This window comes from Vibrio sp. 1-Bac 57, from assembly GCF_037546855.1.
Taxonomy (GTDB): Bacteria; Pseudomonadota; Gammaproteobacteria; order Enterobacterales; family Psychromonadaceae; genus Psychromonas.
In genome coordinates this window covers 1-13579 of sequence record NZ_JALAAC010000014.1, presented here as the reverse complement: position 1 = coordinate 13579, position 13579 = coordinate 1, and the positions used below count along the sequence as shown (strand labels likewise).

At 37.6% G+C, this 13579-nt stretch carries 11 protein-coding genes; 7 read left to right on the top strand and 4 right to left on the bottom strand.

Annotated features, from left to right (window positions below; genetic code table 11):
• Positions 1 to 8 precede the first annotated feature (8 nt).
• From MT391_RS10675 to MT391_RS10665, 3 genes are all read right to left on the bottom strand, one after another.
• Complete coding sequence (locus tag MT391_RS10675; protein WP_499497965.1) at positions 9 to 1001, bottom strand: DUF1852 domain-containing protein; 993 nt, start codon at positions 999 to 1001, stop codon at positions 9 to 11.
• 794 nt (positions 1002 to 1795) lie between these two features.
• Entirely contained in the window at positions 1796 to 3619 is a 1824-nt protein-coding gene (locus MT391_RS10670; protein ID WP_499497964.1) for a protein adenylyltransferase SelO, read from the bottom strand.
• Between the two features lie 281 nt (positions 3620 to 3900).
• Positions 3901 to 4239, bottom strand: coding sequence for a hypothetical protein (locus tag MT391_RS10665; protein ID WP_499497963.1), 339 nt, complete (start codon positions 4237 to 4239; stop codon positions 3901 to 3903).
• Between the two features lie 359 nt (positions 4240 to 4598).
• On the opposite strand from MT391_RS10665, the gene MT391_RS10660 reads away from it, so the two are divergent.
• Together MT391_RS10660 and MT391_RS10655 are read left to right on the top strand one after the other, a co-directional pair.
• Positions 4599 to 4997 carry a DUF2061 domain-containing protein gene (locus MT391_RS10660; protein WP_366944157.1) on the top strand — a complete coding sequence of 133 codons (399 nt, stop codon included), beginning with the start codon at positions 4599 to 4601 and terminating at the stop codon, positions 4995 to 4997.
• A gap of 145 nt (positions 4998 to 5142) precedes the next feature.
• Positions 5143 to 6042: a bile acid:sodium symporter family protein gene (locus tag MT391_RS10655; protein ID WP_499497962.1), complete on the top strand. Its 900-nt coding sequence runs from the start codon at positions 5143 to 5145 to the stop codon at positions 6040 to 6042.
• 143 nt (positions 6043 to 6185) lie between these two features.
• On the opposite strand, the gene MT391_RS10650 is transcribed toward MT391_RS10655, so the two are convergent.
• Positions 6186 to 7364, bottom strand: coding sequence for a hypothetical protein (locus MT391_RS10650; RefSeq protein ID WP_499497960.1), 1179 nt, complete (start codon positions 7362 to 7364; stop codon positions 6186 to 6188).
• Between the two features lie 480 nt (positions 7365 to 7844).
• Here MT391_RS10650 and MT391_RS10645 point away from each other — a divergent pair, with 480 nt between their 5' ends.
• The 5 genes from MT391_RS10645 (at position 7845) to MT391_RS10625 (ending at position 13124) form a co-directional block, all read left to right on the top strand.
• Positions 7845 to 8957 (top strand): PQQ-dependent sugar dehydrogenase, encoded by a 1113-nt coding sequence (locus MT391_RS10645; protein ID WP_499497958.1) that lies wholly within the window; start codon positions 7845 to 7847, stop codon positions 8955 to 8957.
• A gap of 157 nt (positions 8958 to 9114) precedes the next feature.
• Entirely contained in the window at positions 9115 to 9627 is a 513-nt protein-coding gene (locus MT391_RS10640) for a DinB family protein (RefSeq protein ID WP_499497956.1), read from the top strand.
• A gap of 57 nt (positions 9628 to 9684) precedes the next feature.
• Positions 9685 to 10272, top strand: coding sequence for a GNAT family N-acetyltransferase (locus tag MT391_RS10635; RefSeq protein WP_499497954.1), 588 nt, complete (start codon positions 9685 to 9687; stop codon positions 10270 to 10272).
• 492 nt (positions 10273 to 10764) lie between these two features.
• Positions 10765 to 12213 (top strand): DUF3360 family protein, encoded by a 1449-nt coding sequence (locus tag MT391_RS10630; RefSeq protein ID WP_499498041.1) that lies wholly within the window; start codon positions 10765 to 10767, stop codon positions 12211 to 12213.
• A 410-nt stretch (positions 12214 to 12623) separates the two neighbouring features.
• On the top strand, positions 12624 to 13124 hold the full coding sequence (locus tag MT391_RS10625; protein WP_299663926.1) for a TIGR00645 family protein: 501 nt from the start codon (positions 12624 to 12626) through the stop codon (positions 13122 to 13124).
• Positions 13125 to 13579: the final 455 nt, after the last annotated feature.

Here is a 13579-nt window from a genome sequence, read left to right as displayed (position 1 = left end):
TCGTTTCATTAAGCTACACATGGTTGCTGGCTATAACTTGCAGACCACTGCTCAAGTACATTTTTATTCGGTTTGATGAAGTGCGCTTCAGCAAACTTGCCCTGCGCAATGCCTAATCGGTTGCGTTCTTCTCGGTCATAAACAATATGTGTTAATGAATAATCTAAGTTCTTTAGATTCGGTTGATAAGTTTGCCCAGCCACCGCATTGGCATTATAAATTTCAGGACGATATATTTTCTGGAACGTCTCCATGGTGCTGATAGTGCTTATCAATTCAAGGTTTGTATAATCATTCAACAAATCACCAACAAAATAAAAAGCTAACGGCGCAGCACTATTGGGAGGCATAAAGTAACGCACCTGTAAGCCCATCTTTTTGAAATATTGCTCCGTTAAAGAAGATGCATTAGGCTGAAATTCAACACCTAACACAGGATGTTGATTTTCAGTTCGCTGATAAGTTTTAGTTTCCGCCACACTTAAACAGATAACAGGCGGTTTATTAAAATGCGCTTTATAAATCGCTGAATTTAAGAAGGACTGAAATAATTTGCCATGCAGTTCACCAAAATCATCTGGAACACTAAATGAAGATAGATTCTTGTTATGCTCAGACAACAAAATACTAAAGTCATAATCTCGCACGTACGATGAAAAGTTATTGCCAACAATGCCTTCAATACGTTGGTTGGTTTGATGATCCACAATATTAGTTTTTAAAACTTCAATGGATGGAAATGTTTGTCCGCTATTCTCAATGTCTATTTCAACAGAAATAATCTCAAGCTCCACTGCATAACGGTCACCCTGTGGGTTATCCCAATTAGCTAAAGCATTAAATCGATTGTCGATCATTGTTAACGCATTACGAAGATTATGTTGGCGGTTTTTGCCGCGCGCTAAATTGGCAAAGTTAGTCGTCGCACGTGTATTGTCAGTTGGCTGATAATGTTCATTTAAACAAGTGCTCTTAATCGTAAATGTAAAATCTGTCTTCATCGTCTTTAGCTCCAATTTTCTATCATAAAATCTGCACATTCCCTGTTCACTCAGGATTTTCTAGTCAACAACCTTACCGATTTTTACGACGCTAAATTAAAAACTCACGGTAATATCGCCTAGCATTCAAAGCAGTGTGTATTTTATACGTCAAATCAATCATGAATAAAAATGATTGATTTTCAAATAAACATGAATAAAACTAATATAAATATTTTGGTTGTGAATAGTGCAGGATAAAATTAGCGATAAGCTTGGACGGTTTATGAAGATTGAAGTTGGATTAGCTTAGGATTGGTGTTGGGTTGGCTTTGGTTGACGCGTCTGTACTCGTCGGGCCTATTTGTTCATTGTTTTGAACATCTCCGTGCTGTCCCACATACAATTAAAATAGGTATATCAATGAGTGATTGGAAATGTCGAGACGCAATGCGACGACAACTCTCCACCGTTGAGCTTTCCCAAATCATCAATTGCTTTTAGCAAATCCAAACAGGATGTTTGGCTTAGGCTCGTTCTGACCAAGGATGGCCAGTAACAGCTGGTGCGTTAAAAAAGCAATTTATTATTTGGATCAGAAAGCGAGTCGGTGTCAGTTTCTTTGCACGTTGTGGGTAAAAAGTCTTTTCTGATAAAAAAGTTTGTCCGCCGACAGGGCGATACCCAAAGCAAATTAACATCCAAGTGACTGGACGAGCTCAGACGAGTTAACACAGTAGCTCGCTAGTCCAGCCGCTAAATCCCCCAACCTACAACAAGATCTGTAGGTCAGGTTTTGCTATAAACCTAAAGGTTTACGACGAGCAACTAAGATGAGATACGCCTCCTAGTTTAAAGAACTCAAGCGGCTTCAATCGATAGTACTTATCTTCTACTTCCTGCGATTGTTCTGCATAGGGCTGTGTCATCACCTCTTGTAATTCTCGAATTAAAGCGTAATTCCCGACCGCTGCTTGCTGGTAAGCAGGCTTAACGAACCACTCTCGTAAAATGTATTTTGGATTAACTAGCTTCATCTGACTAGAGACTTGTTCAAGTGTTCTCGGCGCAATCGCATTTGCATCACAGTCACGATTGAGGAGTGTTTTCCATTTAACAAACCACTCCATCCAACGTGTGTCCGTTTGGTGGGAGTCTGAGTCGTTTAGATCACTTGAACTATTATAAAAGCTTTTTTTGAGTGGACGAATATCCTTGGGTATCAACGATAGCTCTCGAAAGAAAATAGTATAATCGATAGGCGTTTGCATCATTAACATTTGTAATTCGTTAAGTAATGCTTTGTGTGCAGTGGGTTCTAGCGTGCTAAGGCCTAACTTGGCAGCCCACATATCTTGCATTTTTGAATGCATGATTGTCGAGAATTCACTTTGAATCTCATCAAGTACTAGCAAGTCGTCTTGAACTGATGCCAGTAACGGACGTAACGCCGAACAAAACATCTCGAAGTTGCTTTGCGCTGCTTTAGGTTGATTCATGAAGGAGTAGTGATTACCACCGCCCGTCCAAGGTTGATAATACGGGTTGAACACATCGCAAAATCCGAAGGGACCATAATCAAGTGTAAAGCCACCAGCTGCGCAATTATCACTGTTAAAGTTACCTTGGCAGAAGCCAACACGGATCCAATTCGCTATCAGCGACGTCAGGCGGCTACGAAATTCGCGCGCCAACAACAGCACTTTTTCTGGCATAGGTAGCTGACTATCGACAACATCTGCGTATTCACGGTCAATCAAATGCAACACCATTTTTTCGAGTTCTTGCATCGCATGAAGTTGTTCATCGAGCAGATCATCTTCACGAGTACGGCGAGCGAAAAGTTCGAGTTGGCCAACACGAATGAATGACGGTGCAACACGTGTCGAAATGGCGACGGCTTCAGACACCATCATGTCCGGATTTTCCAAACGCGAACCTTCCGAGTACCACGGACGCTTTACCTTTTCCGTTTTTGATACGTACAAACTCAAAGATCGTGAAGTAGGAACACCAAGAGCATGCATGTGTTCCTGCGCCAAGAACTCACGAATACTAGACCGTAAAACAGCACGACCATCCGCACCGCGACAATAAGGTGTTGGGCCACCGCCTTTTAGCTGCATTTCCCAGCGTTGACCGTTAATGACAGCTTCAAGTACAGAAATTGCACGCCCGTCCCCATAACCATTGCCAGTTTGGAACGGACATTGATGAGTGTATTCGATACCGTAAATAGAAAGTGCGTATCCCGTCGCCCAACCAACCTTGCGCATCGGCTCTGGCACTTGAGAAATGTCACCGGAAAACATGCGCATGAAATCAGCAGACTCTGCCATCGAGTCAGCTAAGCCAAGTTCGGCAAAAAAAGTATTACTGTGCGCAACATATTCAGGTTTTTTAATAGGTGTTGGATTAACAGGAACATAGTGACCTGAGAATACTTGTCGTGCGCTATGATCATTGCCGTTTTCTGTCGCATCAGGATCGCAATTGAGTGTATCCATCAGGGAATAATTTGCCTGTTTAGCCAGATCATCGAATGTAGAAATAGCAGGCGTTGGAGTAGTAGATCTAATATCTTTAGTAGGTATAGCAGATACAGTCGAGTTGTTTTTCTGAGGCAGTCGATTTGTCATAATTTTTTATACCTGCGTTAAAGAGATAAGGGTTAATAGAGATAAAGGTGCATAGAAATAAAGGTTCATAGAAATAAGTATTAATGCTTACTATCTTAACCTGTTATTTTATAGAGTTCTCTACTTGTTCAAAATGTTTCAGAAAACCATAGTTATGTTGCCCCCTCTAGGCTGGTGAAGGCTGTTTGATTTTTATTCGCTGTTGCATAAATCGTTTCATGGTGAAGCTCATACACGTATGTTTAAGGTAAGAGACAAAACCTCCTCACAGAGGTTTAAGTTTATAATCGATATATAGTTATTGCATAGAGTGCCGCAAAACCCAATAGCATTAATAACACAACTGGTTTTGCACGACGCAAAAACAACGGTAGCCAGCTTGCTTTAACAATATAGAGTGAAGTCAGCACCATTAACACACCAGAACAGAAGGCAGCAAGCCCCCAAAACTCTCTGAAATGTTGGCTCGCATACCACAATATATTCCATAACCCTGCGGAGAGTAAAATAACGCCAATGCTAAGACGGATCGGGCGAGGACATACTTTTGCCATTGGTGGTACGGCAACGATTAAACCTGCGAACATACACGCAGTAACAACACTTCCCATGGGTATCATATTATTAACTTCAATTTGGATTGATTAGGTGAATCATTATATTTAACCCTAACAGGAAAACAATAATTCCATTAACTATTAACATTGCCTGCAATAACTAAGTACGAATCAAGTGTGGAACATCCACAAATTGGGCCTAACAATATCCATTCCTTACAAACGCCATCGATTATCTAGCTAGCCAGCATCAATAATGCAAATTATTCAATTGGTTACCGTTAAAAAATAAAATTTTCGATTAAAAAATCCAAAAGAAACAGTAAAACCTATCAATAATATAGGAATTTTCACCTTGACTAAATGATAATGATTATCAATAATGTTTACAGAGAAAGAAAATAGACCATGAGGGATACACAATGATTAAAACAATGACTTTTGCAGTGATCCATTTCAGCATCGCAACCTTAGTTGCTTTTGCTTTAACAGGCGATTTTTTATTAGGTAGTTTGATCGCGATTATCGAACCTGCGGTTAATACTGTCGCCTTCTATTTTCATGAAAAAGTTTGGCAACATACACCGTTCCTTAAAAAGAGAGAATCAATGACAAAAGTCAAAACAGTGAGCTTTGCAATTATTCACTTTAATGTTGCTTTCATTGTCACTTACCTTTTAACTGGCGACGCTTTCTTAGGTGGACTAATGGCAACTATTGAACCAACGATCAACTCTTTTGCTTATTTCTTTCATGAAAAAGCCTGGGTTTTCAAAAAGAAAAATGCGGAGCACAACATTGAACATCCTCTGCGTGCTTAATGAAATACCCAAAATACAAGTAAAAGTGTAGAAATACCTTTTAGAAAAACAATAAAGAATGCGCCATATCAAAATGAAAAACCAAAACATCCAGTAATATTAACGTCATTGAGTCGTTCCTAAACTACGTAAATTAAGGGGTGTTATGGATCCAATTATCGCTAAAACTGTTTCTCAAGTTATGTTACCTATTGTATTGGGTATTGTGATGTTAGGGATGGGATTAAGTTTACAAGTAAAAGATTTTAAAGCGGTATTAAAAGCGCCTAAAGTCGCCATCATTGGTTTTTTATTGCAATTACTTTTACTACCAATATTAGCATTGTTTATTATTAAAGCTTTTTCCCTTAATCAAACAGCGGCAGCCGGACTTTTTTTGTTGGCTTTATGTCCCGGTGGTGCGACATCAAACTTATTTTCATTTATTGCCAAAGGTAACCTCGCCTTAAGTGTCTGCTTAACCAGTGTCATGAGTATGTTATCGCCATTTATTATCCCTATCGCCTTTGTTGGCTTTATTCATTATAGCGGTAGCGCAGATAACCAACATTTTAACTTACCTTTATTACCTGCCATCAAACAACTTACCGTCGTCACCTTGCTACCAATAGTGATTGGTATGTGCATTCGTTATTTCGCAGATCAATGGTCACAGTCTGTTATTCCTTTTATGAAAAAGGTTTCAACAATTGCCATGTTATTAGTGGTTACTGCGCTTGTTTTAACAAACTTAAAAATCATTCCTGCGATGCTTTCTTTACAGGGTTTTGCGGTGATAACTTTGTGTAGCCTAGCGCTAATCATTGCTTATTTTATTGCAGGAAAGTTGAATGTTAACGACACCGATAGAAAAACCATTGCCATAGAAGTGGGCGTTCAAAATGCGGGCACCGCGATGATGATTGCCTTCACTATCATGCATCAACCCGCACTAGCGACGATCCCTTTAATGTATGGACTGTTAATGAATATACCTGCGTTCATTTTTGTATATTTGCTTCTAAACAAAGAGAAAGTGATTATGCCGATCAAGGTAACTCCTTAGAATCAATAATAAAAATAAGTAGTCAGCTAACAAAATAGCTACCTTACATTAAGACTCGATATCATTAATGAAAGGTAGCTATGAATATAATAAGCAATTAATGCAATAGTTTTTTATTAGAATAAATAATTAATATAAAATCATTATTTACGCTCAAACTCTATAGTGTGACTATCTGATTCTCCTGGTTCAGTGACTTCATAGGTCATAACATCCTCTGTAACATCGATAACCAAAGAATCGATATCAGTTAAACCTGCTTCTCCGTTTTCATCAAAGATAAGATTTGTAATATTAAATTCGCCTGTTTCACTATTTAGTGAATAATTAGCCCACTCCACTCCAGCGAATTGATCTATTACTTCTAAATGGACATATGACCCATCATCTAAATATACAAAAGATAACAAATGGTCATCACCTACATCTGCAACCCAAGTACCTAATATACCTTCTGATGTAATACGTTCAAACTCAATGGGCTCACTAACATCACTTGCAATAAGTGTTAATTGGTTACCTGAAACTTGTGCTGTTATTGTTTCGACATCACTAAGTCCACCATCATCATTTGAATCAAAATTTTGAGTCGAAGTGATAAGACCGGTTTCACTATCTAGGGTGTAGGTTCCCCATTCCATTCCGCTGTCTTCATCGAGTTCTGTTGTATAAACTTCTGCGTGAATATATGTGCCATCATCAAAGAAAATAAATAATAATAAATCATTTACATTGTCAGTTGCTCTCCAAGTACCGACAATTGTGGAATTAGCAATAAACTCTACACCTTCATCAAGTAATGTTGTTTCAAAATGTGCGATGGCCTCACTTTGAGAAACTAAAATAGTTTTTTTCGAACCTGAATTATTAACTAATCCAATTACACTTTCAGAGGACGCAAACTCATCTACGGGTAGATTGAAGTTGACGGGAGTTGCAACTTCTTTTGCTGTTTCAGTAATCGTAATACCATTACTTGGATCTCCATCCTCATCGATTGTCTGAAGCAAGCGTAAAATATTAACAACCTTAGGATCTGATGTATCGTTAGAAGCAGCGATATCTAATGGAGTGATTGTGGGGGATGCTAGTACAGGGGGGAATTCTAGATCACCAATAAAGAATATTACTGACTCTCCTTCTACATAATCGAACTTACCAAAAGCATCTGTTACACCTTCTAATGTATCTGTTTTATAACCTATATTTATTACAGCACTGTCTAAAAAATTGCCTTCATTTGTCTTCGAGTCATTATTACTGCTATTACAACCCGTTAAAGATAATGTTGCCCCTAATAATAAAAGATAAATGTTTTTCATAACGATCTCCTTTTAATTTAGAAAATTTTATATTTTTAGTGTACAAAGTTAATAGATCTATTACTTTCATAAGCTTATCCCTTTAAGCCTGTAAATTAGCTGCTCCCTAGAAGAATTAAATTTTAAAAGGCACTAAAATAATGCCTCATACAAACTAAAACACATACCGATTCAAAAGATAAACAATTACTTCAATAGATACTGAGTCACATGTCAAAAATATAATTTTTATATCAAACAAAAAGTCAATGAAAATTTATAGGCATAATTAAAAAGATATTTTTTAGCATAGAATTGAATATAGATAGGTTAAAAAAGAGGCTCGTATTATCTAAAGCTCAGAATTTTAACCTTTCCGGACTTTTAAAACCAACCTTGTAAACTTCATGCTAGATTCGTATAGTGAAGTGACTAAAATTCAACCACCAGCATCAATCACTATTTTAGTAAGCGCTTACTCCCATCTATGAAGGAGAAAATATGAAGTATTGGTATCGACTACTGTTCATTTATCTAAGCCTTATAGCGACTTCATCACAGGCTATGCAACCACTCTCAATCATTGAAGATAAAACCCAATACAAAACAGAAACGATCTGGTCTGATATAAAAATTCCTTGGGGAATGGTTCAGTTACCTAATGGAAAAATGTTAGCAACGGAACGTTCAGGCAAATTATGGCTATTAACTGAAGGAAAATCGTCAATTGAGATTACAGGTTTGCCCAAAATACATGGCAATGGGCAAGGTGGTTTACTTGATATTGCATTGCATCCAGACTTTGCAAAAAATCAGCTTATCTTTTTCACCTATTCCAATAAAAATGCGGCGGGCAGCAATACAGCTTTAATGCGAGCTAAGTTAGATCCTAAGAATAATCAGTTAATTGAGAAGAAAAATTTATACCTTGCTACAGGTGACTCAAATAAGGGCCAGCATTACGGTAGCCGTATTGCCATCACTGATGAGTTTATTTACTTTTCAATCGGTGACCGCGGACAACGTGATAAAAACCCTCAAAATTTATCATTGGATGGTGGTAAAATTTATCGATTAAATCTTGATGGTAGCATCCCAACCTCCAACCCTTTTTATCAACAAGCTAACGCTAAAAAAGCAATTTACTCCTATGGGCATAGGAACCCTCAGGGGCTAATTAATCTGCCTGATCGCAACCAAGTTTGGTCACACGAACATGGTCCAAGAGGCGGCGATGAAGTTAATCTGATTGAATCGGGTAAAAATTATGGTTGGCCAGTTATCGGCTATGGTGTTAATTATATTGGTACTAATTATACTGACATCACTGAAAAGAGCGGGATGGAGCAACCTAAACTGTACTGGGATCCTTCAATTGCGCCTTCTGGCATGGCCTATATTAGCAGTAATAAATACCCTCAATGGCAAGGTAAAATATTACTTGGTTCAATGAAGTTTGGGTATTTAGTGTTATTAGAGTTAAACAACGAAAGCGTTGTCAAACAAACTAAGTTGTTGGTTGGTATCGGTAGAGTCAGAAATGTGATTCAAGGTAGTGATGGGTATATTTACTTGGGTATTGATGGAAAAGGGATCCTAAGATTAATACCTTAAAACAGCTAATTGCAAATAATGACAAGCAATTACTACTACCTGTGCAGCTTCTAATTCGTGATGAACTAACTCTATTTACTTACTTTCTATTCAGGCATAAGGTGAAGATATCACCCGTTAAATAGAAACTTTATATCCATTTATAACAGGAAAGAAGATGCATCTGAAACAAGCTAAAGATATGGCGCTATATAATCAATGGATGAATGAACGCATCTATTCAGTTTGTGCAGATATACCTGATGCCGAGAGGCGAAGTGATAAAGGGGCATTTTTTAAATCAATCCATGGCACGCTTAATCATCTATTGCTGGCCGATAAACTCTGGCTTGGTCGATTCTTAGGTACCCCTTTTCTAATAGATGGACTTGATCAGGAGCTCTATCAAGATTTTAACCAGTTAACTCTTGCACGCAAAGAAACCGATGAAGCAATTTTAGCGTGGATAAACTCACTCTCCGATCAGGTGTTATCGGGACAATTGATTTACACAAGCATTGTTAACCCCGAACCTAGACAATACGAATATTGGTTTGCAGTTACACATTTTTTCAACCATCAAACACACCATCGTGGTCAATTAAGCACATTATTAAATCAATGTGGTAAGGATTACGGTGTGACAGATCTAATTTGGTTGCCACAGGCTATAGAGCGTAATGCCATTTAATATAGACGTTAAATAATTTGACTAACTTCATTAAGCGCAATGGGTAAAGGGTAAAACATGTTTTTAAAAGAAATCGAGTTAGCATCTCATTCCGTAACGTTAATGCCATTACGTCGCGAACATGCCGACGCTTTGGTCGAGGCAGCATCAGATGGTAACCTTTGGGATCTCTGGTTCACTTCAGTTCCTTCTTCAGCGTCTATTAATGATTATATCTCCACGGCCTTAGCACAACAAGAAAAAGGACTCTCGTTACCCTTTGTTATTGTTGCTAAACACAGCGGTAAAATCATTGGTTCAACACGTTTTTGTAATGCCGATCCTGTCAATCGTCGTCTCGAGATAGGTTACACTTGGTATTCAAAAAGCTATCAACGCTCATCAATAAATAGCGAATGTAAACTCATGCTATTACAGCATGCATTCGAAGTCCTTGATGTCATTGCCGTAGAGTTTAGAACGCATTGGCACAATCAAAAGTCACGTGCGGCAATTGCACGTTTGGGTGCAAAGCAAGACGGTATATTAAGGAATCATCAAAAAATGCCCGATGGTGCTTACAGAGATACAGTGGTATTTTCTATCATCAACATTGAATGGGTAGCGGTTAAAAAGAATTTGATATTTAAGATGGAAAAATATTAAAAGTATTAAAAGTATTAAAAGTATTAAAAGTATTACAGCGAAACAAAAATACGTGCACCTATAAACTTGTATGATTAGATAAACAAAAATGCATTGTTAATCTAATCATTCTTTATAAAGTAGTTTATCCACTGTAAGTGACCTCTCCTGTTGTTATTTCCCTAAAATAAAACATAACTGTCTATAAATTGAAATAGCTGGCTCTGAATTAGAATAACTGGCTCTAGATTGAAACTTCTCCCCTCTAAACGATTAACTTCATGGCCAACTTGATAAAAAAATAGTATTAAAAAGATAACGATAAATTAATTAAAAACATGAGCTAGTGCTAATGCTTGTATATCGTTGTTAGTAATAAGCATCACCTTGAGTTAGTTTACAGCATTGAAATTCTTAGTTATTTTTTAATAGTGACCATAGGGACTAATAATGCACAATGCTTCTAACGCCGCACCTGAACAAGATTCAACATCTCAAAAAAGTCTAGATAAAATGAATTATGCACAAAAACATAAGCCGAGCTCAGAATTTGATACACGAGAAGAATACTTAGAGCACGAATTACAAATCATGGCGCCTAAACGTTGGCGCCCCAATTTACCCTTCAAAGATTATCGATTTGAGATAGAAGACACCATACCTGCGATGGCAGCCACAATTGGTAAAATCGTAATGGTCGGAGCAATAGCTGCAACTTTTGCAGGACCACTCGGACTTGATGATGGCTTTATTTTAGAAAACGTACGCTATGAGTTATTAATCGTTTCCATTTTTATTGTTCTTTTTTCCGGCTTTCTACTGCCCACGGCTAACTTAGCGGGTACTCACGGGCCACTGATTCCGCTTATTCCTATTGTAGTGGCAGCAGGCGGGCATCCAATGGCATTTGGGTTATTGATTGGTGCATTTGGTTTGATTTTGGCTATTAGTAAAGGAGGAAGTCGATTAGCTAACCTGACCAGTAAAGGGGTTTGTGGTGGGTTATTACTGTATCTCGGTTTTGTAGGCACTATTTCACAAGTTAAAAAATTGCTTGCTTGGGGAGACGACATTGGTATGTCGCACATTCCTTTTATCGTTATTATTAGCACCATTATATTGTACGCTTTACTTGAGCATTGGCGGAAACGTTGGTTGGCTGTTCCTTTGAGTTGTTTGTTAGGTGGTTCGTTGGCTTTTGCTATGGGTGCCCCTTTTGAGTTTATGACTAGCCCTGGTTTACCTAACTTGAATCCGATGTATTGGTGGGGAGAGGATACGGGGTGGATGTTAGGTATGCCTACAATAGAAAATTTTGTAGTCGTATTACCTTTTGCCATCTTAGCGGTGGCAATGTGGTCACCAGATTTCTTGGGGCATCAAGTATTTCAAAAGATCAGTTACCCAGAGCGTACTGAAAAAGTACAAATGAATATAGACGATACGATGACCACGGCCTCTATTCGTCAAGTGTTTGGTTCTCTTTTAGGTGGTTCTAACTTCACTTCATCATGGGGGACTTATTTAATACCTGCAGCTATCGCTAAGCGCCCTATTCCCGCTGGTGCTTTATTAACTGCACTATTTTGTGTAATAGCAGCAATATGGGGTTATCCAATGGATTTAGCCATCTGGCAGCCAGTGTTATGCGTTGCATTAATCGTAGGGGTTTTTATTCCATTACTTGAAGCTGGAATGGAGATGACACGCGAAGGTAAAACAACTCAATCAGCAGCGATTGTTGTTTTTGCTTCTGCATTAGTGAACCCTGCTTTTGGTTGGTCGATTACTATGTTACTTGATAACCTTGGTTTGATTGGTTGTAAAGAGCGTAGCTCTGAATTGAGTAAGATGAATCGGTGGATCATACCGGGAATTATGTTTGTGGTGTTAACAACGGTGATGGCGGCAGTAGGTATGTTGCCTGGTATTCCAGCTTTAATATCAAGCTTCCGTCAATGATCTAAGGATTATTCAACATAGAATAACGACTCTTTAGAAACGTTAATAAAGAGTCATAAACGTCAGTGTAAAGTTAAAACGATCAAGAAATTGACGATATTTAATTTTACACTGGCTTTACTGACATCTCCTCACCCATTTTACATTTTTCCACTCTGCACTATCCTCCGCTCTTCTCTATCATCAGCTCAAGGCTGCCATCAGCTTTATGTCATCATTCAGGGCTAAAGCAACAATATCGCCTATTAAGCTTTCACGCCTTTAATCAATAACAAATCACTTACCAATGATGATCTCAAAGCAACCTATTTTCCTATCCAATTATTGCTATATCTAACCTCTTTTATCATTGCATCTTTTCAATAGGTGTATATATTGTCATCTTTTTTTACTTTACTAAGTTGGGCTTTATGGAACGTTTTATTGAAAACCTTATCTACTCTTCTCGCTGGCTATTGGCCCCTATATATGCGGGATTATCATTGGGTTTATTAGCTTTAACAATTAAATTTTTTCAGGAATTAATTCATTTATTGCCTAATATTTTAAGCGTGACTGAAAATGACCTTATTTTATTATTGTTATCACTGATTGATATGACATTAGTAGGCGGATTACTTGTGATGGTAATGTTTGCAGGTTATGAAAATTTCGTTTCTAAATTGGATATTGACGAGAATAAAGAGAAACTTGCTTGGTTAGGGACTATCGATTCTGGCTCACTGAAAAATAAGGTTGCAGCAGCAATTGTTGCTATTTCATCAATCCACCTTTTACGTGTTTTTATGGATGCGCAAAATATTGCCAATGATAAGCTGATGTGGTTTGTAATAATCCACTTAACATTTGTGCTTTCTGCTTTTGTAATGGGATATTTGGATAGCGTATCGCAGAAGAATAAAAAATATTAATGAATGATTAAGACGTGAAATTTTAAATTTATTTAGAAAAGGCCTTGATGTTAAAACCAAGGCCTTTTTTATTACCTAGTTTTTTTAGCACCAAGTTACCGAGTTGAGAAAACATAAGATCCAAAGCGATTAACTATGAAGTTACTAAGTTGATAAAAAATAAGGTTAAAAGCAATTAACCATGAAGTTACTAAGTTGATAAAAGATAAGATCAAAAGCAATTAACCACGAAGTTACTGAGTTGAAAAAGCATAAGATCCAAAGCGATTAACTATGAAGTTACTAAGTTGATAAAAGATAAGGTCAAAAGCGATTAACCACGAAGGCACGAAGTTAAAAGAAGGTTAGGTCAAAAGATAAAATTTTATAAATTTTTTCTTCGTGTCCTTCGTGAAGCCGGTGTTTTTCAAGACAGTTGGCACTCATTAGCTAATTTTTATGCTGCTTCTTTCATA

Coding starts and splice junctions, on each gene's coding strand:
- MT391_RS10635 (WP_499497954.1), top strand. CDS start 9,685: ATGTTTTTAAAAGAAATCGAGTTAGCATCTCATTCCGTAACGTTAATG.
- MT391_RS10630 (WP_499498041.1), top strand. CDS start 10,765: ATGAATTATGCACAAAAACATAAGCCGAGCTCAGAATTTGATACACGA.
- MT391_RS10655 (WP_499497962.1), top strand. CDS start 5,143: ATGGATCCAATTATCGCTAAAACTGTTTCTCAAGTTATGTTACCTATT.
- MT391_RS10625 (WP_299663926.1), top strand. CDS start 12,624: ATGGAACGTTTTATTGAAAACCTTATCTACTCTTCTCGCTGGCTATTG.
- MT391_RS10665 (WP_499497963.1), bottom strand. CDS start 4,239: ATGATACCCATGGGAAGTGTTGTTACTGCGTGTATGTTCGCAGGTTTA.
- MT391_RS10650 (WP_499497960.1), bottom strand. CDS start 7,364: ATGAAAAACATTTATCTTTTATTATTAGGGGCAACATTATCTTTAACG.
- MT391_RS10640 (WP_499497956.1), top strand. CDS start 9,115: ATGCATCTGAAACAAGCTAAAGATATGGCGCTATATAATCAATGGATG.
- MT391_RS10660 (WP_366944157.1), top strand. CDS start 4,599: ATGATTAAAACAATGACTTTTGCAGTGATCCATTTCAGCATCGCAACC.
- MT391_RS10675 (WP_499497965.1), bottom strand. CDS start 1,001: ATGAAGACAGATTTTACATTTACGATTAAGAGCACTTGTTTAAATGAA.
- MT391_RS10645 (WP_499497958.1), top strand. CDS start 7,845: ATGAAGTATTGGTATCGACTACTGTTCATTTATCTAAGCCTTATAGCG.
- MT391_RS10670 (WP_499497964.1), bottom strand. CDS start 3,619: ATGACAAATCGACTGCCTCAGAAAAACAACTCGACTGTATCTGCTATA.